Annotated in this window: 18 protein-coding genes; 13 read left to right on the forward strand and 5 right to left on the reverse strand. The window is 65.1% G+C overall.

The window, feature by feature from the left end; genetic code table 11:
- Positions 1 to 219 precede the first annotated feature (219 nt).
- Entirely contained in the window at positions 220 to 1386 is a 1167-nt protein-coding gene (locus AC5K6T_RS20395; RefSeq protein WP_493211035.1) for a hypothetical protein, read from the forward strand.
- A 7-nt stretch (positions 1387 to 1393) separates the two neighbouring features.
- On the opposite strand, the gene AC5K6T_RS20400 is transcribed toward AC5K6T_RS20395, so the two are convergent.
- Positions 1394 to 2659, reverse strand: coding sequence for a hypothetical protein (locus AC5K6T_RS20400; protein WP_493211037.1), 1266 nt, complete (start codon positions 2657 to 2659; stop codon positions 1394 to 1396).
- 606 nt (positions 2660 to 3265) lie between these two features.
- On the opposite strand from AC5K6T_RS20400, the gene AC5K6T_RS20405 reads away from it, so the two are divergent.
- On the forward strand, positions 3266 to 4510 hold the full coding sequence (locus AC5K6T_RS20405) for an IS110 family RNA-guided transposase (protein ID WP_493208129.1): 1245 nt from the start codon (positions 3266 to 3268) through the stop codon (positions 4508 to 4510).
- 1523 nt (positions 4511 to 6033) lie between these two features.
- A complete protein-coding gene (locus AC5K6T_RS20410; RefSeq protein WP_493211039.1) occupies positions 6034 to 7473 on the forward strand; it encodes a DNA phosphorothioation-associated putative methyltransferase in 1440 nt (479 codons plus the stop codon).
- 4 nt (positions 7474 to 7477) lie between these two features.
- Here the strand turns inward: AC5K6T_RS20410 and AC5K6T_RS20415 are convergent, their stop codons facing one another.
- The gene (locus tag AC5K6T_RS20415; RefSeq protein ID WP_493211041.1) at positions 7478 to 7798 is read right to left on the reverse strand and encodes a hypothetical protein; all 321 of its coding nucleotides are present in this window, start codon (positions 7796 to 7798) and stop codon (positions 7478 to 7480) included.
- 225 nt (positions 7799 to 8023) lie between these two features.
- Here AC5K6T_RS20415 and AC5K6T_RS20420 point away from each other — a divergent pair, with 225 nt between their 5' ends.
- Positions 8024 to 8677 carry a hypothetical protein gene (locus tag AC5K6T_RS20420; protein ID WP_493211043.1) on the forward strand — a complete coding sequence of 218 codons (654 nt, stop codon included), beginning with the start codon at positions 8024 to 8026 and terminating at the stop codon, positions 8675 to 8677.
- A gap of 60 nt (positions 8678 to 8737) precedes the next feature.
- Here the strand turns inward: AC5K6T_RS20420 and AC5K6T_RS20425 are convergent, their stop codons facing one another.
- A complete protein-coding gene (locus AC5K6T_RS20425) occupies positions 8738 to 9256 on the reverse strand; it encodes a hypothetical protein (RefSeq protein WP_401612475.1) in 519 nt (172 codons plus the stop codon).
- Between the two features lie 465 nt (positions 9257 to 9721).
- Here AC5K6T_RS20425 and AC5K6T_RS20430 point away from each other — a divergent pair, with 465 nt between their 5' ends.
- Positions 9722 to 10486, forward strand: coding sequence for a hypothetical protein (locus AC5K6T_RS20430; protein WP_493211045.1), 765 nt, complete (start codon positions 9722 to 9724; stop codon positions 10484 to 10486).
- 67 nt (positions 10487 to 10553) lie between these two features.
- On the opposite strand, the gene dndA is transcribed toward AC5K6T_RS20430, so the two are convergent.
- Positions 10554 to 11696, reverse strand: a complete 1143-nt coding sequence (gene dndA, locus AC5K6T_RS20435) for a cysteine desulfurase DndA (protein WP_493211047.1) — start codon at positions 11694 to 11696, stop codon at positions 10554 to 10556.
- Between the two features lie 77 nt (positions 11697 to 11773).
- Here dndA and dndB point away from each other — a divergent pair, with 77 nt between their 5' ends.
- The 8 genes from dndB (at position 11774) to AC5K6T_RS20475 (ending at position 23153) form a co-directional block, all read left to right on the forward strand.
- The gene (dndB, locus tag AC5K6T_RS20440) at positions 11774 to 12904 is read left to right on the forward strand and encodes a DNA sulfur modification protein DndB (RefSeq protein ID WP_493211049.1); all 1131 of its coding nucleotides are present in this window, start codon (positions 11774 to 11776) and stop codon (positions 12902 to 12904) included.
- Positions 12901 to 14397 carry a DNA phosphorothioation system sulfurtransferase DndC gene (gene dndC / locus AC5K6T_RS20445; RefSeq protein ID WP_392582969.1) on the forward strand — a complete coding sequence of 499 codons (1497 nt, stop codon included), beginning with the start codon at positions 12901 to 12903 and terminating at the stop codon, positions 14395 to 14397. The genes dndB and dndC overlap by 4 nt, the downstream gene beginning before the upstream one ends.
- The gene (gene dndD / locus AC5K6T_RS20450; protein WP_493211051.1) at positions 14384 to 16375 is read left to right on the forward strand and encodes a DNA sulfur modification protein DndD; all 1992 of its coding nucleotides are present in this window, start codon (positions 14384 to 14386) and stop codon (positions 16373 to 16375) included. Before dndC ends, dndD begins: the two co-directional genes overlap by 14 nt.
- Positions 16365 to 16742, forward strand: coding sequence for a DNA sulfur modification protein DndE (dndE, locus tag AC5K6T_RS20455; RefSeq protein ID WP_392582967.1), 378 nt, complete (start codon positions 16365 to 16367; stop codon positions 16740 to 16742). Before dndD ends, dndE begins: the two co-directional genes overlap by 11 nt.
- A gap of 299 nt (positions 16743 to 17041) precedes the next feature.
- Positions 17042 to 17512, forward strand: a complete 471-nt coding sequence (locus AC5K6T_RS20460; protein ID WP_493211053.1) for a hypothetical protein — start codon at positions 17042 to 17044, stop codon at positions 17510 to 17512.
- A gap of 400 nt (positions 17513 to 17912) precedes the next feature.
- The gene (locus AC5K6T_RS20465) at positions 17913 to 19652 is read left to right on the forward strand and encodes an ATP-binding protein (protein ID WP_392582965.1); all 1740 of its coding nucleotides are present in this window, start codon (positions 17913 to 17915) and stop codon (positions 19650 to 19652) included.
- Between the two features lie 208 nt (positions 19653 to 19860).
- Positions 19861 to 22032 carry a ParB N-terminal domain-containing protein gene (locus tag AC5K6T_RS20470; protein ID WP_493211055.1) on the forward strand — a complete coding sequence of 724 codons (2172 nt, stop codon included), beginning with the start codon at positions 19861 to 19863 and terminating at the stop codon, positions 22030 to 22032.
- A gap of 272 nt (positions 22033 to 22304) precedes the next feature.
- Entirely contained in the window at positions 22305 to 23153 is an 849-nt protein-coding gene (locus tag AC5K6T_RS20475; protein ID WP_493211057.1) for a DUF5655 domain-containing protein, read from the forward strand.
- A 182-nt stretch (positions 23154 to 23335) separates the two neighbouring features.
- Here AC5K6T_RS20475 and AC5K6T_RS20480 read toward each other — a convergent pair whose 3' ends face one another.
- Positions 23336 to 23866: a proline dehydrogenase gene (locus AC5K6T_RS20480; protein ID WP_493211059.1), complete on the reverse strand. Its 531-nt coding sequence runs from the start codon at positions 23864 to 23866 to the stop codon at positions 23336 to 23338.
- Positions 23867 to 24019 lie beyond the last annotated feature (153 nt).

The following is a 24019-nucleotide window of genomic DNA, read 5'->3' on the forward strand; positions in this document are numbered from 1 at the left end:
AGCCGAGCCGTCATCTGCGGGAGGGCGAACGGTGACGGTACTCAAGCGGCCTCGCTCGGGGAGCAGCGGAACGGATGGGAACGGGCACGCTCCGTCACCCGCGTGGACCAGCCTACCGACCGCACCGCCAGGACCGTAACCGTGGATGGGCCCCGAACGAGGGATCACATCCAGGTCCCGTGAGCTGAGCCGCAGCGCCTGTCGGTAGTCTGCACAGACGTGAGCGAGTACCAGTACTACGAGTTCCAGGCCATCGACCGACCGTTGAACAAGGACGAACTCGAACAGGTGCGGGCGTTGTCGAGCCGGGCCAGGATCAGCGCGACGCACTTCGTCAACGAGTACCACTACGGCAACTTCCGCGGCGATGAGCGCGAACTGATGGAGCAGCTGTACGACGCCCACCTGTACCTCGCCAACTGGGGCTCGCGGCGTCTGATGCTGCGCCTGCCCACCGCACAGTTGCCCGCCCGCAGCGCCGCACCGTACTGTGCGGACGACGCCTTGACCTGCTGGACCAGGAAAGGGCACCTGCTGCTCGACTTCTCCTACGAGGCCGAGGACGGCGGCGAGTGGGACTTCGAGACCTCCTTCACCCTCGCCTCATTCACCACCCTGCGCGCCGAACTCGCCGCGGGCGACCTGCGCCCCCTCTATCTGGCCTGGCTTTCCGCGCTCACCCGCTGGGAGCTGGAGGAGGATGTCGACGAGGACGAGTACACCTCCACCCTCGAGCCGCCCGTACCCGCCGGCCTTGCCCACCTCACCGGCCCGCAACGCGCCTTGGCCGACTTCCTGCACGTCGACCCGCATCTGCTCACCGCGGCTGCCCGCGCCAGCGGTGCCGCCCCTTCCCAGGTAGTCGACAAGGACGCGCTCACTGCCTGGATCCGCGCCCTGCCACCACACGAGAAGGACACCCTGCTGCTGGACGCCGCCCTGGGCATTGCCCCGCAACCGGGCGCCGCGCTGCTGGCCCGCCACCGCGCCACGTCCCGCGGCACAGCCGAACCGTCCACCACCCGGCGCCGCTCAGCCGCGAAACTCCTGGACGCCGCCTACGAGGTGCGCAGCGAGCACACACGGCAACAGGAACAGGCCCGCGCCCAGGCCCGCCGAGGCGAACAGCAGGCTCGCGAGAGCCACTTGGACCGCCTGGCCGAGAACACCCAGCAAGCCTGGCAGGACATCGCCCACCTGATCGGGCAGAAGCAGCCCGGCCCCTACGACACCGCCGTCACGCTCCTGAAGGATCTCCGAGAGGTCCACGACCGGGCGGGCACCCCCGAGGAGTTCGCCCGGCGCTTTGACGACCTGCGCGAACAGCATCGCGGCAAGCCCTCGCTGATGCGGCGCCTCACCGATGCCGGCCTGACAGCCCGCTGAGCCGCGCTCACATGAGGTCGCGGGGCCCCTCGGCCAGGACGCGGAGCGCCGCGAGGGCAGCCGAGCGGCCGGTGGCGGACAGGGAGATCGGGGCGTCGACGGACCGGTCTCGCTTTTCGAGATAGCCGAGTTCGCGGCCGGTGTGCCAGAACCTCCACAGCAGCCTCTCGGTGTCCTTCACCTCCATCGCGGTGCCGTCGCCGTGGGTGAAACCCGCGGCAAGCACCGGATGGACGGCATCGCGCAGGTCCTCGCGGAGCCGGGGCTCCGCCCACAGCACGCCCAAGGCGCACTCGGCCACCTGCCGCTCAGCCGCGGTGGTGCCGAGCCAGGCCAGCGCGGCCGTGTGCTGGCGCAGCTGGTGGTCCGCCAGCTGGGCGCGCCCGGCCGCCGAGAGCTTGAGAGTACGGTGGCGCTTGGTCACCAGCCGGTGGGTGCGAGCGAGTTCATGCAGGTCGGCCAGCTGGAACAGGTCCGCCTCGGAGCGCGGCCCCTTGCCGATCGGGTACCAGTGCGGGTAGCGGGCGAACGCCGCAGCCACCACCTCCCGTGGCAGGTAGCCGGCCTGTGTCAGGGTGACACCGTTGCCGATCTGCTCCAGCAGCCACCGCAGCGGCTCCGCCGTGTCCACGGATGCCGCGACCTGCTCCTCCAGGGCAGGCAGGACAGCGGCGAGCAGAGCGCGACGCTCGGCCGGGGGAGCCGCGGCCCACAACTCGCGCCGTTCACGCCGCACGGCCTCCAGCGGGGGGCGGCCCTCGAACCCAGGCTGCGCGGTGGTGAGCCAGTGCTGGACAAGCCGTCGGCGCGCGGCCGGGAACGTACGCACCTCCGGGTCGAGCTTTCCCTCGTCCAGAGCCTGCTCCAGTCGACGTTCGAGGTTGGCACGGGCCAGCGCTTCCCGGATACCCATGACCTGCCCCCAGCTCAGCTCGGGCACGTCCGGCGGAGTCGTGGGCGAGGCGGCCGCGGCCTTGCGGTAGGCCGCGAAACCCGCCTCCTCGGAGCGCTGCCAAGCCGCCAGCACCTGAACGGTGGTCGCGCTCGCACACACCGCGGCGGCCCGAACACGGCCGACTCCGGTCAGTAGATCGGCCAGGACAGCGACAGCCCGCCGCTGCTCAGAGGTGTCCGCGTGCCACTTGCGAGGCAGCTCGTACCAACAGAACCGTTCGACCTCGGCCGCCGAGAGCGCGACGAGCGGGTCACCGTCGGGCACCAGCCAATCCAGCAGGCGCTGCGCCATCGCCCCGTCCGCCACCAACGTTGTCACCTCCACCGCACTTCGGGCTACCTGCCGATCCTCCCACGGCCGGGAATCCCGTCCGCGGGCATCGCGACGGCGAAACCTCACCGATGAACATCGCACCTCGGCAGCCATGATTTCCCTCCGCCCGTCGGAAAAGCACAAGCCGTACGCCGGCGACCACCATTCCCAAGGCACCCGAAACCTTCGGCTACCCCAGGGTCGGCGAGGCGGTCCTGGCCGGCAGTCACGCCGGCTTGTCCACCGGGCGTCCACCGACACATTCGCCCGCGTGGGGACCCGAAGCGCTCAGTACATCAAAATCGCTGGTCAGCGATCCAGCGCACCTTCGGTGCGCGCCGGGGGCGTGGTAGATGTCGTGGCGTGCGCCGAGGTGCTTCCTGTCTGCCCTGACGGGGGTTGATGCCGGTCCGGGACGCTGGTGGGGTTCGTTCCGGCCGAAGCCGATTGCTCTGTGATGCCGGTGAGCTCGCAGGTCAGCGTGGCGCTGAGGGCCGTCCACGGGAACCGTGGAGTGTTGCTGCGAAGCACGGGCGTCAGAATTCCTGTTCCACCCTGGCCCTCCCGGAACGGCGTACCGCTTGGCCGTTCGGTGAGGGAGGGAGCGGGGCCGTGGACGTGCTGCACGAACGCTGCGCCGGTGTGGACATCAGCAAGAAGGACGCCAAGGCGTGTGTCCGCAGCCCGAGTACGAAACGGCGAGGCTCTTTCACCAACGAGACCACGACCTGGGGCTCGACCACGAACGCCGTGCTCGCCCTGCGGGATCATCTGGTCGCTGCCGAGGTCACCCTCGTCGTGATCGAAGCGACCTCGGACTACTGGAAGCCGTTCTACTACCTGCTGGCCGAGGACCTGAACGTGATCCTGGTCAACGCCCGGCAGGTCAAGAACCTGCCCGGCCGCAAGACGGACGTTTCCGACGCCGCCTGGCTGGCTCAGCTCGGCGCACACGGCCTGGTCCGCCCCTCGTTCGTGCCACCCGCACCGGTGCGCGAACTGCGGGACCTGACCCGGGCCCGCACCCAGATGACCCGCGAACGCGGGCAGATCGTCCAGCGGCTGGAGAAGCTGCTGGAGGACACCGGCATCAAACTCGCCGCGGTCGCCTCCGACATCATGGGCGTCTCCGGCCGGGCCATGCTGGAGGCCCTCATCGGCGGGGAACGCGACCCGCAGACGCTGGCAGACCTGGCCAAACGCAAGCTCCGCAACAAGATCCCCGAACTCACCGAGGCCCTGACCGGCCGCTTCCGCGACCACCACGCCTTCCTCACCCGGCTGCACCTGGACCACTACGACCAGCTCACCGACGCCATCGGACAGCTCGATGAGCGGATCGAGGAGGCGATGGCCCCCTTTCGTCCCGCCCTCGACCTGCTCGACACCATCCCCGGCATCAACCAGGCCGTCGCCGAAGTGATCATCGCGGAGACCGGCGGCGACATGGCCCGGTTCACCTCCGCCAGGCACCTCGCGTCCTGGGCCGGGGTCTGCCCCGGCCACCACGAGTCCGCCGGCCGCACCAAGAACACCAAGGTCCGCCCCGGCAACCCGTACCTCAAAGGAGCCCTCGGCCTGGCCGCCTTCGGCGCGGTGAGGACCAAGGACACCTACCTCCAGGCCCGCTACAAGCGGCTGACCGCCCGCCGCGGCCCGATGAAGGCCCTGGTCGCCGTCGAGCACTCGATCATTACCGCGATCTGGCACATGCTCACCGACAACGTCCCCTACCGCGAGCTCGGCGGCACCTACTTCGCCCAACGTGACCCCGAACGCGCCACCCGCCGCGCGATCACCGCGCTCAACCAGCTCGGCTACACCGTCACCCTCAACCCGATCGAGGACGCAGCCTGACGCCCAGGGCCCGGACACCCGGCGACCACCACGGCCACCGGGCACTCAGATCTGCCTCACGCCACCCTGACCTCCACCTATTTACGCGTCAGAGCCTGTTCGCGACGAACTAGCAACCGAGAGTGAACCCATGACCAACACATTGCGATGCGCAGACGACAAGTGCCCGATGTGCCCGAGTTTCAAGGTCAACGAAAACAAGAAACCCCAGGTCATAGACCCAACCTGGGGTTCACCATGGAGCCGCCTTCGGGATTCGAACCCGAGACCTACGCATTACGAGCCCGCTAGGGATCATGCCGGGCTGTGCTGCGCGATCGTGTCAGATCCCGTTTTCCCAGATCAGAGCACCTGTGGCGGTCCCGCTGCTCGCGTCCCATGCTGCACCGTCCAAAGGCGTCCGCGCTCCCCTTGCGCTCCCCTGATCGCCCTCCAGCGAGGCTACAAGCCCGGACAGTAATCCGATGGCCGGCTCTGGGCGGTTCTTGTCGGCATCCGACACAATCAGCAGACGAGGGGAAACGACCTCGCAGGACCTACGGGTCCCCCGCTGCCGTCGACAAGGGCGCTGCCTCTCGGCGACGGGTGAATCGGGACCTCTGACGGCGTTCAGCACCCCTCCGAGCCAAGACCGAACTGGCCCCGGACACCCGCCCCGGGCCAGTTCGCACTTCTCAGATCAGAGCAGACATCGCGGTCCCTTCACCGACGCACGCGCCCACCAGAGGCATCCTCGCCCCATCGCCCACCACGGGCGGTCCCGAGTGCACCGTGGACAACCATCACTGCGGCGGTGGGACCAGGCATTCAGATCGCGAGAATACGGACAAGATCGAGCTCCACGCCTACGTCTGACGCCTGCGTCAGGGCGACCTGGTTGAGGTGTCGCCCGCACGCGTGAAACCAGTTCCGATCAAGGGAGTCCTCCTTCCATCGGACCCTCCAGATCGGCCAGGCACGGCAGCTAGCCGACTCGCCCCCCTCGCACCTTGGGCGGTAACTCATGGACGCCTCCTCCACCACGTCTTGCCAACGGGTGCGCTGGAGGGTTCGAGGTCGAACGCCTCATCGCATGAGCGCACCTATCGGAAGCCCGGTGGACTCCGCGTGGAGGCATCACTCCCAGGTCGAGCTGCCTTCCTGGTCAGCAACCATGCCCTGCATCACGCCACCTGTCCATCAAGATCCGCAGGTGATTGCTAGATTCTGTTAAACAGAAACCGAAGGGGCGTCATGGTCGGTCGGCCGCGCACAGGGCATACGAGGGTGATGGGCTTTCGCCCGCCGAGACAGCTCCGCGAGGACTTTGAGGCTCTCGCAAAGAGCGAAGGGCGCAGCCCATCCGACGCGCTGATCGAGGCCATGCACGACTGGATCAGGAAGAAGCGGCGCGAGAGTCCGGAGGCGGCGCAGGAGTAGGCCAACCCGCACTGAACCTCAGCTGCTGCGACTTGCAACTCTCGCCCAGCCTGAGGGCTGTCCGCCGCTACTCTCACTCCTACCCAGCCACAGGAGGGGCGAGCATGACGCGGCGGGCTTGGAGTAGCGACCGAAGGTTGACTGCGATCAGTCGAGCGAGCCTCTCCGTGCCGGCCAGACAAGCATTGATCGACAAGCAGGTAGTCCAGGGCTGCACGGTTCTGGACTACGGCTGCGGGCGTGGTGGCGATGTACGCGCGCTTCGACAGCTTGACTGCAGAGCGATTGGATGGGATCCGTTCTATCAAGCCGACACGAAGCTGGAGCCGGCCGATGTCGTGCTCCTCACCTACGTCCTCAACGTCATCGAAGACCCACACGAGCGCCGCAAGACTCTGAAGGAAGCGTGGGAGCTTGCCGACACGGTCCTCGTCACATCCGCGCGGCTGACATGGGAGAAGTCGAAGGTCAGGGGCGAGGCATTCGGCGACGGGCTGCTCACCAGCCGGCAGACGTTCCAACATCTCTTCGGCGCGAGCGAGCTGCGGACCTACGTCGAGGAAGTGACGGGGGTACGTACAGTCTCTGCCGCACCAGGAATTGTCTACGCCTTCAAGGACGAGAGAGCCCGTCTCAGCTACCTCGCCAGACGGATCGTTCCTGACGCAGAGTGGCTCACGTCCGAGGACACGACCTCAGCGATCGCAGCAGTCGTCGATTACGTGGAACGGCGGGGGCGGCTGCCTCGGATGGAAGAAGTACCTCAGTCGATGGCCGAGCTACTCGGCCACTTGCGAGCCAACGAGGTTCGTCGACTCGTGCGGGACTCAGCCGACGTCAGCAAGGTAGAGCAAGGCGGGAGGCAAACCACTCTCAACACCTTGCTCTTCTTGGCGGTGGAGCTGTTCAACGGTCGGGGCCCCTTCAGCAGCCTCCCGCTCAGCGTCCAACTCGACGTCCGCGCCTTCTTCACCTCATACAAGGAGGCATGTCAGCGATCCGACAGGCTGCTGCTCAAGCTGCGTGACGACACATACATCCGTGGAGCCATGCACGCCTCCGCCGTCGGGAAGCTCACCCCGACTGCGATGTACGTACACCAGCGTGCCGTCGACCGCTTGCCCACAGTTCTACGCCTCTACGAGCACTGCGCCTCGATCGCTGCCGGCCGGCCGCAATCGTGGACGCTGGCCAAGCTACGCCATCAGGGCCGGGCGGTGAGTTGGCTCGACTACCCGGACTTTGACATTGACCCGCACCCGCGGTGCCGGTCCTCCTACCAGGTAGACCTCAGGACCCTTGAGACCTCCCACACGTCGTACGCAAACTCGGAGAATCGACCGTTGCTTCACCGCAAGCACGAGTTTCTCGCCCCCGACGATCCTGATGTCGAGCGGTACGAGCGGCTGACAATGGCAGAGGTGAAAGCGGGGCTGTACGAACGCCCCCACCTCATCGGCACAGAGAACGGCTGGGAGTCGGAGCTCGTCCGCTGCGGCCGGTCCCTTCGCGGGCATCGACTGGTGCGCCGCGCCGAAGGCTGAGCTCTCAGGCCCCGTCTGGCTGCATCTGCGCGATCATGACTGCCAGCTCCTCAACGTCGAGGTCAGCAGCTTGGCTCGGGAACCAGGACAAACGGAGCCCGTTCTCTGCCGCCTCCGCAGGAAGTCCCATGGTGAGCACATGGATGGGGATGTACGAGGCACTCGTGCATGCGGAACCCGTAGCAACGGCCACATGCTGCTTCAGCCGGACAATGAGAGCTTCGGCATCCACACCGTCGAAGGACAGGTTGAGGATGTGCGGGACTGAGTGATCCTGGTCGCCGGCGATTCTCCGAGGCGCCGCGAGCGCGCGGCTTGAGTTCACGCAGCTCAGAAGCGGTCGGGACGACGATAGCCGCTGCAACACCTGTGGTGCACGGTGTCGCCACACGATTCGCCCGGCCGCGTGAGTAATCCGCGCGCGACTCCTCCCATCTCATCTTGTCTAGCGCGAATAACGTGGGTAGAGGCTTGCTTGCCAAGCCTCTACCCAGCTACGGTTCCTCTCGCAAGGTGCGCCCTTATTCGCCTCTTCCAGCAAAGGAATGACGTGAAGCTCCACCTGATCGTTGAGGACCCCGATCCCGCCTTCCAGAAGGCCCTCCTGGCCCTGCTCGCCGGTCATGCCAGCAGCCTGAAGACCGCCGGGCCAGCCACCGACTGGGCTGACCCGGAGACAGCATCCCGCTACTACCTCTCCCTGCCGACCACCGCGCAGCGCATCCTGCGCGAGGCCGCGGCACGCGAGGACGGCTATGTTCCGGCCGATGTCCTGCGCGGCCCCAACGGCGACGGCAAACTCACAGGCAGCAGCGGCGCGTTCAAGGCCGCACTGAAACGCGGCGTCCGCCGCAACTGGTGGATCGCCGACCAGGTATCGCCCGTCCTTGCCGAGGGCCCGGGCTTCGGCAAGGTCGCCGGCTACCGCATCCGCCACGACGCCCTCCCCGCCTTCCAGGCCGCCGTCACCTCCCACCAGCAGGGCGAACTCGCCAGCCAGAAGGACTGCCTCGCCGAGGCGATCACCGCCGAAGGCGGCGAGTGGGACGCCCAGCGCTCCGTCGCCGCACTCCACGAGATCGGCCACACAATCGACGAGAAGCGCGCCCGCCAAATCCTCCGCGACCTCGCCGCCGACGGAGTCATCGACCGCGTCGACGCCGATCGAGCCATCTACCGCCCCACTGTCGATCCGGAGCAGTAGAAGCCACGAGGGGAGCCGACATCCGCAGCGGACGTCGGCTCCCCTCGGATTGGTGCGGACTCAGCCCTGCGCTTCGGGGAGGCAGTGGCTGCACGGCTTCCACCGCGGCGGTACAGCGTCGGCCGGATAGGATTGGACCGGTGCCCCCTGCCACCCGCGCCGGAACATCTCGCAGGCGGGCAAGTGGAAGAAGTCGCTGGTCACCGTGGTGATGACCTCGTTCTCGTCCGCAGTCCACGCGCCGGGCCTCATCAGCCGACCGTACGGGTCCGTACGAAGGCCGGCGCCATAGGTGCCGTCCTTGCGCCCCGTACGCGTCAAGGTGTTGATCCCACACGCCTCGGCGAACTCGTAGACGTCGAAGTTGGAGTCCATGTAGCCGAGCACTTGCGCGGTAACCCACATGACGTTGGTCTTCAACTTCAGGGTCTCGGCCGCATCCAGAACGCGGTCACCCTCGCTGCTCTTGGTGTCGGCGGCCCGGTTGTGACCCGCGCGGTCGAGCCGCCATGGGGCATCGGACCAGTCGTGGTTGCGGATCTCCGCAGCGAAGTCTCGGGCAATGCGGGAAAGAGGCATTGTCTCGCTGTCCTTCCGTCGGACTTGGTGCCCCGCCCCCCGATTTGGGGCGGTGACATGCGATTTCCGATGATATGCCCGCCTACATCGTGAAGCAAGGACTTCCAAGGGTCTGACGTAGAGGCCGGTGACTTGGGGTTTCAGCCGGGATGTGGCGGCGTGTCGCGGCCGCGGTTGAGCTGCGCCATGAGCTCGCGGTTGGCGGCACGGGCTGCGGCGAGGTCGTCGCCTTGGTCCTGGCTTCAATTCCGGGTCGATGACCTGCTGTTCGAGGGTGGTGATCCGGGCCTGAAGCTGTTCGGTGTCGTTGGGGCCGCCGATGCCGGACTCGCGCCAGACCTGCTCGCCCAGGACCTCGCTGAGCCGGGCTTCGAGACGCCGGATGTGTCCGGCAAGGCGGGCGGTGCGGGCGTCGGCTGCTGCCTTCACCGCCGCGCTGCCGGTGCGACCCCCTACAGTTCCGTCATGTCGAACTACCAACGGCCGCAGCCGAATCGCAAGCTGGTGTGGGCCGAGTACCCCGCCGGCACCCACCTCGACCGTTCCCGCGTCTCCTCCGGCGGGATGCGCGCTACCGCCCGCAATGACCGAGACAACTCGCTCGTCACCCAGGCCGAACTCTTCGACGCCGACGACCGGTACGACGACGGCTACAGGGACGGCCTAAGGAACCTCCTCGTCAACTGCGCCGCCAGCATCGCGGTGGACGTCGCGCGCGCCGTGACGGCCACTGCCTTGGAGGTTGCCACCCCGTACGTCAAGGACGGGGCGCGCCGGTTCAAGGAGAAGCTGCGCCGCACGCCCAAGGACACCCCGGCCGCCGAGGTGGTACAGGAGGCCGCCCCCGAGCGGCCCACTGCATCTGGTCTCCGACCGGTTATTGCGGCCGCCGACGGCCGCGACCAGGTGGACCTCGTCCTGCGCGCCGACCAGGGTGAAGCCAACGCGCAGGCAGCTCTGGAGCGGATCAACACGCGGGCGGTCGAGACGTACTGCATCGCCGCGCACTACGTCGCCAGCCTGCCCGCGGCAGACGTCTCCGACGAGGCCATGCGCCAGGCCCTGGCCGCAGCCGCGCCCGGCTACGTCGCCGCCGCACTCGAACGCCTCGCCTTCGACGACGCGCTGGGCCTGACCCCCGCGCAGCGAATGCGCCTGCTGCATCGTGCCGCGGAGCTCGACCCCGGCGTGATCGAAGACCTCACCGGCGCCAACACCCCGCTCGGGTAGGTCGGACGCTCCGCCGCTCCGCCAGAAGCCTTGAGCTGCTCGGTGCGCCGCGCCGAAGGCTGAGCTCTCAAGCCGCGTCTGGCTGCATCTGCGCGATCATGTCTGCCAGCTCCTCAACGTCGAGGTCAGCAGCTTGGCTCGGGAACCAGGACAAACGGAGCCCGTTCTCTGCCGCCTCCGCAGGGAGTCCCATGGCCGTGAGCACATGGCTGGGGGTGTACGAGGCACTCGTGCATGCGGAACCCGTAGCAACGGCCACATGCTGCTTCAGCCGGACGATGAGAGCTTCGGCATCCACACCGTCGAAGGACAGGTTGAGGATGTGCGGGACTGAGTGATCCTGGTCGCCGTTGATCTGAAACCGGGTCTTCTCGAGCGCGCCCAAGAGTCGCGTGCGGAGCTCCACCGCCCTCGCGCTCCATTCCTTGTGTTCCGCTTGGAAGATCTTTGCCGCCTCGGCCATTCCCATGATCAATGGCACGGGCAGCGTCCCGGGTCGCAACTTTCGCTCTTGCCCGCCACCGAACATGATCGGCTGCAGGGGCAGCCGGTCCCAGCGTCGCCGACGTGTAACCAGCATGCCGACGCCCTTCGGAGCGCCGATCTTGTGGCCGCTTACGCTGATCATGTCGATCGGAGCGGTCAGATCCTCGGGCAGCTTCCCGTACCCCTGTGCAGCATCCACATGCAGGTACGTTGGGGTTTCGCGGAGGTGGCCGGCGAGTTCGGCGACGGGCTGGACGACGCCCGTTTCGTTGTTCACGTGCATCAACGAGACGAGGAGCGTGTCCGGACGCAGCCGCTCCATCACCTCCTCAACGGAGACCCTGCCTGACGAGCCGGGCTTGATGAAGTCGACTTCGAAGCCACGGGACTGCAGGTGCTCCAGGGGTTCGATCACCGCTTTGTGCTCGATGGCCGAGGTGATGATGTGACGCCGACCACACTGCTCACCGTAGGGAGCGAGGCCGAGCAGTGCGATGTTGTTGCTCTCGGTTGCCCCACTGGTGAAGATCAACTCATCTGGTTCGGCGCCGAAAGTGCCGGCAAGGTAGTCGCGCGCCTGCTGCACCGCACGCTTCGCACGGGTCCCGTAGTCGTGCGTCCGGGAGCCAGCGTTTCCGAAGTCCTCGGTCATCCAGTGCAGGACAACTTCGGCCACGCGCGGGTCTACACGCGTCGTAGCCGCAGCATCGAGATACGTCACCACTCGCCCCACCACACCCTTGTGCGTTAATCCAGCGCATCATGTACGTCTTATCTCTGACGTACGATAGCGTTACGCGAGTGGGATCACAGTCATCTTCGCAGGTTGCCGACACCGCTACGTCCGCTGGCTTCGACTACATCTTTCCGGCCATCCGGGGCGTCCAGGCGGGGCGCGAGTTCTACGTATCCATGTGCCCCCTCCGCCTCATCCCGAAGATCTTCCTCTTCGACGAGGACGAACTGGCCCCGGAAGTTCGCGCCCAGCGCGTCCTGAACAAGGGGCGCCTTCCAGCCCTCACTCGGTACATCGTCGACAACCCGGACGACTACGTCTTCAGCGCGCTCACCGCATCCGTCGACGGCGACATGTACTTCGAGAGCATCGCCGACTCCGGCATGGGCATGCGTGCGGGCCAGATCCGCATCCCCATGGCCGCCCGCTTCTTGATCAACGACGGGCAGCATCGACGCGCTGCCATCGAGCAGGCCCTTAAGGAGAACCCCGACCTCGGCGAGGAGACGATCGCCGTCGTCTTCTTCCACGACGCCGGCCTCGCCCGCTGTCAGCAGATGTTCGCCGACCTCAACCGCCACGCAGTGCGGCCCCCACGCTCCATCGGTGTGCTCTACGACCACCGAGATGACCTGGCGATCATGGCTCGCCTCCTGGCGATGAAGTCCCCCGTCTTCAAGGGACACGTCGAGATGGAGAACAGCACCCTTGCTCAGCGCTCACGCAAACTCTTCACCCTCAGTGCCGTCTACTACGCCACCCAGTCCCTCCTGCAAGGCTTGGAGATCAAGAAGGACAGGGCCCAGGAGCTTGCAGAGACGTACTGGGAGGCCGTCGACCGCGTGGTGCCCGAGTGGGGCTTGGTACGGAAGCGTGAGCTCGCGGCCCCCGAGGTACGCAAGGACTACATCCACAGCCATGGCATCGCCCTGCACGCTCTCGGACGAATCGGAAACTCGCTCTTGCGACAGACCGAGTCGCCCCAGGTGTGGCATTCGAAGCTCAAGCTCCTAACGTCGGTTGACTGGTCCCGCACCAACCCGGATTGGGAAGGGCGCGCGCTGATCGGTGGCCGCGTTTCGAAGAGCCACCAAAACCTAGCGTTGACTGTGAACTACCTGCGCCATCACATGAGGCTCGAACTCAGTCCAGAAGAGCAGCGTGTAGAAGACGCATACCTGCGAGGAGACGCATGAGCACCCCGAAGTCGACGGCCCCCTTCCAGGGGAGGGCCCTCGCCGAAGTAGTCAGTGAGCTCACGGAAGAGATCCGCGAGCTCTATACAGCTGACGAGGTGCCGTGGGTCATCGGCTACAGCGGCGGCAAAGACTCCACCGCCGTGCTTCAACTTGTCTGGCTTGCTCTCCAGGGGCTTCCGGATGAGCAGCGCACAAAGCCCGTGCACGTCATCAGCACCGATACGCTGGTTGAAAACCCGGTAGTCGCCGCTTGGGTCACCCAGTCACTTGACACGATGGGAAAGGCGGCGAAGGAGCAGGGACTGCCCATCGAGCCGCACCGACTCATTCCCGAGGTGAAAGACACCTTCTGGGTCAACCTCATCGGTCGCGGGTACCCGGCCCCTCGCCCCAAGTTTCGTTGGTGCACCGAACGTTTGAAGATCAAGCCGTCGAACGCCTTCATTCGACGCGTGGTACGCCGGCATGGTGAGGCGATCCTCGTTCTCGGTATTCGCAAGGCCGAGAGCCAGGCGCGTGCCCGCGCTATGGCCCGGCACGAGAAGCGTCGTGTGCGCGATCGACTCTCCCCGAACGGCAATCTGCCGAACTCCCTCGTCTACAGCCCTATTGAAGCGTGGGGCACCGACGAGGTCTGGATGTTCCTGATGCAGTACTCCAACGCTTGGGGGCATCGGAACAAGGATCTCCTGACGATGTACCAGGGGGCTTCTGAGGACTCCGAGTGCCCCTTGGTTGTGGACGACACCACGCCTTCCTGTGGCGACAGTCGCTTCGGTTGCTGGACTTGCACTCTTGTGGACAAGGACAAGTCCATGACGGCGATGATCCGCAACGACGAGGAGAAGGAGTGGATGCGGCCGCTCCTGGAGCTCCGGAATGAACTCGATGACGTGTCGAAGGAGAAGGAGACCCGGGACTTCAGGCGGATGAACGGCGCCGTCCAGCTGTTCCACGACGGTGTCATCCAGGGGCCGTACACGCAGGAAGCGCGCCAGAAGTGGCTGACGAAGCTCCTTGAGGCTCAGACCCTCGTGCGGCAGACCTCACCGGAGAGTGTGCGAGGCATCGAGCTGATCTCGGAGGCGGAACTCCATGAGATCCGGCGCATCTGGGTCTTCGACAAACACGAAGTTGAGGACACTCTGCCGGGGATCTACGAAACGGCCACGAACGAGAAGTTCCCCGGCCGGCCTCTTGATGAGCAGCTCGTCCTCGGGGCAGAGGAGATGGATCTGCTCAAGGAAGTTTGTGACGGCGACGAAATCCATTTCACGATGACGCGTGAGCTCCTCGCGGTCGAGCGACAGCACAGGACTATGACGCGGCGCTCCGGCCTCTTCAAGGAGCTGGAGAAGACGATCAAGAAGGGGTTCTACGAGAACGAAGACGACGCACTTCAGTTCGCGAAGCGTAAGCAGGAGATCCGCGACGCCGCCCCGACCTACGTGACGTTGGACGAAGAGAAGACCACCGATGCACCTTCGTAATATTGAACTCCACGACTTTGGCGCCTACCGCGGCAAGCAGTCCCTCGACCTGAGCGTTAAGCCCGGACGACCGATCATCCTGATCGGCGGTCTCAATGGATGCGGAAAGACAACTCTGCTCGACGCCATCCAGCTGGTTCTCTATGGCCCTCGGGCACGATGCAGCGGTCGTGGAACCCGTTCATACGACTCCTACCTACGCGAAAGCATCAACCGCAAGGCTAATCAAGCCGATGGCGCGAAGATCGCGCTGGAGTTCTCCATTGTCGTGGATGGCCAGGAGCGGCACTACAGAGTGGTCCGGACCTGGCACATCAGCGGCAAGCAGCTTAAGGAATTCCTGGAAGTCCAGGTGGACGGCCAGTTTGACCGGATCCTCAGCGACGGCTGGCCTGACCACGTCGAGGACATCCTTCCACTGGAAGTAGCCTCGCTCTTCTTCTTCGACGGCGAAAAGATTGAGTCACTGGCGGATCCTGAGCGGGCGGCTGCGGTCATCGAGTCTGCCATCCAATCGCTGCTGGGCCTGAGCACCGTGGAACAACTTCGCACGGACCTAGCTGCACTGCAGCGGCGCCAACGGCTGTCCAACGAAGACCAGGCTGTCATGGATCAGATCCGTGCCCAGGAAGCCGAACACGAGGCGGCACGGCAGGAGTACGCGGACCGCAAACTGACGTTGGGCAGCGTGCAGTCAAGGTGCGACCGGCTGCAGTTGCAGCTGGACAGAGTCGAGAAGGAGTTCGAGCAGGCCGGCGGAAATCTCTTCGAGCGTCAGAAGGAACTCGAGAGCAATCAGAAGGGCATCGCTGACCGTCTGGCGGCGCAGCGTAGTGCCTTGCGTTCTCTGGCAGCCGGCCCCCTCCCCCTACTCATGCTCCCGCAGCAGCTGGCCACGCTTCGTGAACAGGCGGTACGGGAGAAGGATGCTGACAATGCATCGCGGGTGGTAGGCGTCCTGGACGAGCGCGACGCGTGGCTTCTCGAGCAGTTGCCGGCATCGGTGACGGCCGCCGCGCGCACAGCTTTGAAGAAGAAGCTGGCGACAGACCGCCTGAAGCGCGAGGCTGCGGGAGAGCTCAAGCAGAGCCTGAGCCTTCCGCTTGACGCACTCGAGCAACTTTCCGCTCTTGAGGAAGCTCTGTCTCGTGACGCATCCCGCGCTCGTGAACTGCTCAAAGAATCAGCAGAAACGGCTGACCGTCTCGACGACGCCGACCGCCTCCTTGCTGGTGTCCCGGACGAGAAGCTCATCAAGGACCTCGTTGAGAAGCGTAACGAGGCCATGGATGCACTCGCCGTCGCCAAGGACGAACTCAGGCGGGGTACAGCTCAGTTGGAGGAGACCAAGAGTCGCCGCGATCGCATCGGCGCCGACCTTGATCGAGCACAGCAGAGGCGGGTCAAAACGCTGATCGAGGTTGAAGAGCTCGACCGCGTCGTCCAGTACGCCGAGAAAGCACGGAACACGCTGGAGAAGTTCGGCGACGCACTTCAGCGGCGACACATCAGCCGTCTGGAGGTCGCTGTCCTCCAGAGCTTCAAGGCCCTGATGCGCAAGAGCGGTCTCATCCACGACCTGAGGATCGATACAGCCAAGCCCAGTCTCACGCTCTCGGACTCCGATGGGGAACCCATCGATCCCGGGCGGCTCAGCGCCGGCGAGCGGCAGCTACTTGCGATCTCGCTGCTCTGGGGTCTGGCCAAGGTCGCCGGTAACCGGCTGCCCAGCGTGATCGACACACCTCTCGGGCGGCTCGACAGCCGACACCGCCAGCACCTCGTCGATCGCTACTTCCCGAACGCGGGCCGGCAGGTGCTTCTCCTGTCCACCGACGAGGAGATCAACGAGAACCTCCTCAGCCGGTTGAAGCCCTCCCTGGCGCACACTTACACGCTTGTTCACGACGACACAACGTTCACCACCAGTGTCGAGGCTGGGTACTGGTGGACAGCAGGAGCATCGCATGTCGCTTGAGACAGTCCGCCTCTCGCAGACGGCGAAGGATCAACTCATCTGGTTGAAGCGCAACACTGGGCTGACCCAGTGGAATGAGCTGTGCAGGTGGGCTCTTGCTCTGTCGCTCAGGGACTCGTCCACACCGCTGGTGAAGGAGGTCGTGACGGACTCCAACGTCGAGATGTCCTGGAAGACCTTCACCAGTCCGTACGGAGACATCTATCTTGCTCTGCTGAAGCAGCGGTGTCTCGCGGACGGCGAGGAGCTCTCGGACGAGGCTGTCGCCCGGACTCTGACGATCCATCTTCACCGCGGCATCGGCTACCTGCACGGTCGAAGTGACCTTCGATCCGTCGAGCAGCTTGTCTCCACCGCCACGGGATAGCTCCGGACGGATGCAGAAGCCCGCCCCACCTGTGTCGGTGGGGCGGGCTTCTGCATCTTGACCTCGGCGTACTGCCTCGCGAAGGTTCTGCAGGAACTTCCTCAGCAACCCCTGCAACAACAGACGCCGCGACCCGACCTATCTAAGTGAGGAGCAGTCAGGCGGCCTACAGGTTGGGGGAATTCACCTCGGCCGGTCGGCGGCGTCTAGTACCCTCGCAGGACAACTAAATGAGCACCGCTTCACCACAAGGACGCGAGCCACCGTATGGGGTTCGCCACCAAACCCATGGAGCGATCATGATCAGCCACCCTGTCGAGGGGGCAATTGTCGCGCTGCAACGGAGTGCGCTCGCCACCTTCGACGCCTACCAGCTCGACAGGATCGATCGAGCCCTCGACGAGCTTCTCCGCAACCCCTCCGACGAGTCGACGCCGGCGGAGTACCGTGTCCGCTCAGCCATGGGACACGCCTACGAAGTTCTCGAGCGCCGCAAGACCATCACGCCCCTCGTCCCTCTCGCCGCTGAGCACAACGACCAGGGCGTGAGTGACCGGGACTACCCGTTGGTTGAGATCTTCGAGTGGCTGCGCGTCGAGACCGGAATCTCGCAGGAGCAGCGCGTCTTGCTCCTGGCCCTCGCCCACGGTGACGATGCCGTTAGCCTCGCCCATCGTCAGGGCCTGCCCGTGGCCCGGGTACGAGAACGCATCAGCCGCGCCCGGAAAGCGGCCCGCCAGCTCTGGAAGGCGTCGGTGCTGGCTGCATGAACCCCAGACTGCTCCGTCTTCGCCCGTGGCTCGTACGAGCGCTCATCCCCCCGCAGCACATCGGAACGTACGTGCTCTACACAGCGACTGGCGTCCCGAGGTACATCGGTCGCAGTGATACTGACCTCCGGCGACGGCTCCTCCGGCATTGCACGAATCGGCGCGGCGCGTACTTCACGTACGACGTCCACAACAGCCCTTTGAACGCCTTCGAGGTCGAGTGTGCCCTGTTCCACACACTCGCGCCTGACATTACCAACCGGATACACCCAGACCATCCCGCCCACCAGAAGGCCGGATGCGTGTACTGCCGACCCACACAGCGCGCGGTTCGGAAGCACCGCTTCGCAGCCGAGGTCTCCGAGACTCATCCCTCTATCAGCTCAAGTGAGGACTCACGATGACGACCCCCCTGTTCCTGGCCCCAGATGGTCAGCGCGGCACCATCATCCAGGTCGACCGTGCCCTGGAATCCATGCGGGATGCCGGCTTCGACCTCACGGCCGCGATCGGTGAGCCCCTGGACAACTCCATCCAGGCGGAAGCCACTCTGATGCGTGTCCTGCCTGTCTACGGCACCCGCAAGAAGACCATCGAGAAGTTCATCATCTCCGACAACGGTGTTGGCATCGATCCGGCGATCATGCACAACGTGCTGTCCATCGGCTACAGCGCCCGCTACAACGAACGCGATGGTCTCGGCCGTTTCGGGATGGGCCTGAAGCTTGCCGGGCTGAGCCTCGGCGAGCGTATCGACATCTACAGCAAGCGCGCCAACAGCCCCCAGATCCACCACAGCTACGTGGACCTTGAAGAGGTCCGAGACGGCAAGCAGCAGTACATCACCACCAACGAGGTCACGGACTGGCCCGAAGAGGCTGCCAAGCAGATGGTGGGCAGGGACGGCCGCCCGCTCGCCTCCGGAACGGTTGTGATCTTCAGCAAGATCGACCGACTCTCCACCGGCGGCACGTACGGTACGTCCCTGGAGGAGAAGGTCGCTGACCTTCGAAAGTTCATTGCACGTGCGTACCGAACCTACATCGACACGGGGCGCACCATCGAGCTCGAAGGCAAGCAGGTCACACTCCACGACCCCCTGTTCCTGCGCGACAATCCCCGCATCATCAGCAGGTACAAGTCGCAGAAGCTCGACCCCCGCGGCACCATCGTCGAGGAAGACGACATCGAGATCGACGGCCACAAGGTCCACGTGACGGTCGCCTTGGTCCCCGTTGAATTCCGGCCCTGGGCAGGGGCCGGCGGTCAGGTAGACCACCGGGGCGATGACATCGGGGAGTTCCAGATCAATGCCGAGAATGCGGGCAAGATCAGCATCGTGCGCAACGGCCGCGAGATCTTCTACGACAGCATCCCCCGGTTCCTCGCAGCGACGCGGAACGACAAGGCCATCCGGTATGTCGCGATCGAGGTGACGTTCCCTGCCGACCTGGACGAGTACTTCCAGGTTCGCAACGTCAAGCGCGGCGCCGAGCCGGTGACGAAGCTCCGGAACCAGCTGCGAGACTGGCTGAGGCGGCCGGTACGCCAAGCCCGCAAGCAGGTCCACGAGCACTGGATCGAGGTCGACACACGCAAGCGTCTCGAGAGCGGTCCGCATGACGCAAGCATGGCGACCGCAGCGCGGGCCAACCCGAGCCTTCCTCATGGGCTTGCTGGGCGGACAGTCACTGCAGAGCAGGAGGAGCAGATCGTCCTGGACGCGGCCGAGGACATGGGCCTCGATCTCGAGGTGGACACAGCGAAGATCGAGGCACTGCGCGAACAGATCCGGACCAAGCCCATCACCCTCTTCGATGCCAGCTGGCCTGGTAAAGAGTTCATCGTGGTCCAGCACCTCAACGGCAAGGCCCTGGTGAAGTTCAACCTTCGGCACACCTTCTTCAGGGAGGTCTACATCCCCCTCAAGAAGCTCGCTGATCAGGGTACGGATGGGATGACCCCCGAGGAGATGCTCGACCTCGCCCGCCGAGCCGAGGCCGCCATCGACCTCCTCTTCATGGGCTACGCACGTGCGGAATCCATGTCCCCAAACCCTGAAGAGGACTACAGCCAACTGCGGACTCACTGGGGCATGTTCACCGAGGCGATGCTGAAGGAAGAGCTCAAGGACCAGTGACTCTGACGTGCCGGACGGCGTCACGCCGTCCGGCACGCTTCAGCGAAACGTCCGCCCTAGCGCGCGCTCTGTGGGTGTGAAGGCGCGCTTCATTTCCTGCAATCAGGCTACGCATTCACGGCGTGACCAGCAGGATGTCGTGAGAAGACTCAACAGGCAACACATCGAAACCGGCGCAACGGCCGCCGGCGTGGGAAGGCAGTGAAGGATGTTCGGCTCGGGCAGTGGGCTCACGTTCCGCGACTACGTGCAGGGAACGTGGGGCAGCTTCGACACTCCGGCGGGGAGGGTCGACTACATCATGACAAAGGCTCGACTCGGTGGTGACGCCAACACGCCCGAACGGCAGCTCACCAAGAACCTCGCCCCGGTTCGAGAGGTCATGGCTGCCGGCGACCTCGACTTCAACCAGCTTCTGCAACGCGACCTCGACGATCACCGAGTAGCTGTCAACCTGATCCCCTACCTGCTCAAACCCCAGACCACGGGGCCCGCCTTCTTCCCGCCGATCGTCGCTGTCCTGCTGCCCTTCCAGAACAAGCGTCCGACGTCCTTTCCGGTGTTGGGGGACGTGACATCGATCAGCGCCGACGAAGCACATTGGCAGGAGCAGCGTGCTGGTAATGCGTTCCAGGTCCACCGTCTCCTCGGCGCTGATGGGCAGCCACACGGGGCAAATGTGGGCAAGTTCTGGTGGAATCGCAGCGAGTCCAGCCTGGTGGTTCTCGACGGCCAGCACCGAGCCATGGCCCTCCTTGCGATTGAACGCACCCTTACTAACTCATGGGGTGATACCTCTGCGGTCAAGTACCGCTCCTTCTATGAGCACCAGGTGCGACGTGTGCTCGAACAGCATGGTGCCGGCGAACCCGACCTGTCGAAGGTGGAGGTGCCCGTCACGGTGTGCTGGTTCCCGGAGCAGACCGGAGATGGCTCCCGCCCCCACGAGGCGGCGCGGAAGCTATTCGTCGACGTCAACAAGGAGGCACGCCCCCCGAGCGAGTCCCGCATCATCCTGCTCTCGGATGCCGAACTCTCCAATGTGCTCACGCGAAGCATGCTCAGTGAGCTGCGGAGCCGCAACGACGACTCCTACCTGCCCCTCTACGCCGTGGAGTACGACAACCCTGAGGTGAACAGCCACCGGCCGGCGCGGTGGTCGGTACTCACGAACATCAACCTCCTCAAGATGGCCGTGAACCGCTGCATCTTCGGACCGTCGAAATACCTCACCAACGTCGCACAGGGAATCTCCGGCAAGGAGAGTGAGCCACAGCGCGACGAGTTCATGCGCAGTCAGCTCGATGTATCCAGTCTCCTGGAGAAGTACTTCGAGGACGGGGGCATCACCTTCGACCGGGACTCACTCGGTGACAAGCAGTTTCCCCTCGGCCAGATGGAGGCAATCAGCGCCAGGTTCAAGGAGACGTGGGGCAGGGCCATCCTTACGTTGCTATCGAGGACCGCGCCGTACGCAGCACACGCCAGAGCGCTTACGAAGCTCAGGGACGACTGGCACGTAGCGGATACCTTCGCCGCTCTGGCTCACGACGCCCTCTTCGGTGGCGTGGGCGTCTTCTGGACCCTGCGTGACAGCTACGACCACTACACGGAGCACAGGGACAGCGCGGACCGCCGACTGCCCAAGTCGGATGTCATCCGGGCTTGGGAGGCGCTCAAGGGTAAGGAAGAGGATTTCGACCAGTACCGAGCGCAGGAGTATCTTGGGTCGACTCGTCCCGAGCGCGTGAAGCGTTGCAAGGACGCCTACACCGTGCTCAACACCCACGCCTGTCAGCTCGGACTCGTCATGACGATGGGCTCACTGTGGGAAGTTCGGAAGACTCAGCCTGGCGGTGTCGAGCTCAAGGACCTCCCGGCCTTCGCGGAGGCCCTCGTCGAAGCCTGGAATGCCTTCTTTCAGATCGAGCACAGCCGCGCCCGTGACCGGAAGGTCGCGTTCAACAAGGCCGGCATCTCAAACCCGATCAACCAGATCGGGAACATGGAGTCGGCCCAAGCCGTCTACTTCCGCTACTTCTGGTTGCAGGCGCTCGCGGTCCCCGCCGCGTGGGATCACGTGACCGAATGGTTGCCGGACCGCGAAGAGTTCGACATCAAGCTCGGCGAAGCCCGACGCATGTACTTGGACCTGTGCATCAAGCAGCAGCTAAAGGCACTCAAGACGAGCCAGCCGACTGCTCAGGAGAGCGATCTCCGACCCACCGCCGAAACGCAAGCGAACACGGCACTCAGGAAGGCCCTCAAGGAATGGTTCGCTGTGTCCGACGACGACTTCGACGCCTGGTTGAGCACGCCAGTCCGCCGCAGCAAGCAAGGTGAGCTCGACCTGGATGATGTCGTGGCGGAGGCGGAGTAGCCGAGCCGGGAGGAGGACAGGCGAGCGCAATGAGTCGCTCGCCTATGCCTCCCTCATAGGGGCAGATCCTCGGCCGTAGGTACTCACGCCTCTGCGACGCGAGTTCCGCTCACGCGGGGCCATACGAACACGTTGGCGTCAGTCGCTACCCGGAATAAACGCCTCCTGAACTCGATTGCACGTTCAGAAATCTGAGACGTGGGGGGCATGTGGGCAACCTGAAGGTCTTCAGGGTGAGAGGCGGGCAGGCCACTGAAGTGCCGGGGGCGGCCGTGGGTGTGGAGGTTGAGCTGCAGCGGCTGATCGAGGCCAACATGGAGGCGATGCTCGGCATTCGGTTCCTGGCTACCGAGTACCGCACCGGCCGTCACGGAGGCCGGATCGACTCCCTCGGACTGGATGAGAACGGCACGCCGGTCGTCGTCGAGTACAAGCGCAACCGGGACCAGAACGTCATCAACCAGGGGCTCTCGTACCTGTGGTGGCTCCACGACCACCATCACGAGTTCGAGAGCCTGGTCCGAGAGAAACTCGGAGACCAGGCTGGCGAGATCGACTGGAGCGCGCCTCGGATCGTCTGCATCGCCGGGGCGTTCACGCGCCATGACTCGGTGGCGGTGGAGATGATCGGCCACCGGATCGACCTGGTGACGTACCGGGTCTTCGAGGACGTGCTCACGCTGCAGCTCATCGCGTCGGCCGGCGGAACGCGCACCTCTCCTCGGACTGGAACGTCGGGATCGGTCCGCGCCGCGCCGGCGGCGCCGAAGTCGGTCCAGCAGTACCTGGACGAGGCGCCCGAGGAGCTGCAGGAGCTGTACGCGGACCTCGACGAGCTGCTGCTGGCACACCGGGACGTACTCAAGGAGCCCCAGCTCCACTACATCGCCTACCGCAGGATCAACAACATCGCCACGGTGCGCCTGCAGCCGCGCAACCGGCTGCTCGTCGTCAACCTGAAGCTCGACCCGGACACGGTGGAGCTGTACGACGGATTCTCCCGGGACATGCGCGGCGTAGGAGTCCTTGGAATCCGCGGCGGCGTCGAAGTCCGGATCGGCTCGCGCGCGGACCTCGCGCGAGCCACCGATCTCATCCAGCGGAGCATCGACGCTGGGTGACACCTCCGGCACATGGGAAGGGGCGGTTGTTCCACCTGAGTGGTGGAACAACCGCCCTTCTGTGCGTTCTGCGCCCGCTGTCTCGGCTTCTCACTCTCACTCCTCGGCCCGGCGAGTTCGAAGTCGTCCTGGGTCAGCGCTTCGCAGTCGCTGCTCGATCGGTGGAGTGTAGATATTCATCATCAGCGGTCGCGTATCCGGCTATTGCCGAGGACGTCGGAAGCCGCCGCTCGGAAGCCCTTCACGGCCTGGTACAGCAGGTGCTCCCGCTCAGCGGCGAGCGCGGTGTCCGCGGACTTGCGGGAGGTGTCTTCCGCGTGGGCATCACGCACCATCCGTCGCATGACCTCGGCGAGGTCGTCGGCCGCGTGGACCACACCATAGAGCGCCTCCACCACGGAAGGCGGACCCTCGAGGATGACGAACTCGGCGGCCCGATGGACGCCGCGAACCTGGGCGGCGAAGCGCTCCATCCTCTCGTCGACGTCCCGCAGGTCCGGCCGGTCAGCCCGCAGTGCGTCGCGCACTGCGTCCAGGGCGACATCGCGGTCGTATACCGCGCCCAGGTAGTTCGCGTACGCGTCCCGGCGATGTTGCCGGCGCCACTGGCCGAACTGCGAGCGCGCTGCCGTGCGCCCGGTGACCATCGCGGAGCCGAGGGTGGCAAGTGAGCCTACGGCAGCGCCAAGCAGCGCGGTGAGTCCAGCGTCCATGGCCCCATTCTGCCTGCGGCCAGGTCAAGTTGGGGTGCGGTCACCAGCGAAGTTGATCGCAACACTCTGGTCGAAGTCATCGCTGAAACTCGGATTCGTTCATGTCCGGAGACCTCTATCAGCAGCACGTTCGGCCTCCCTCACGACGTCCCT

This window comes from Streptomyces sp. B8-7, assembly GCF_058833805.1.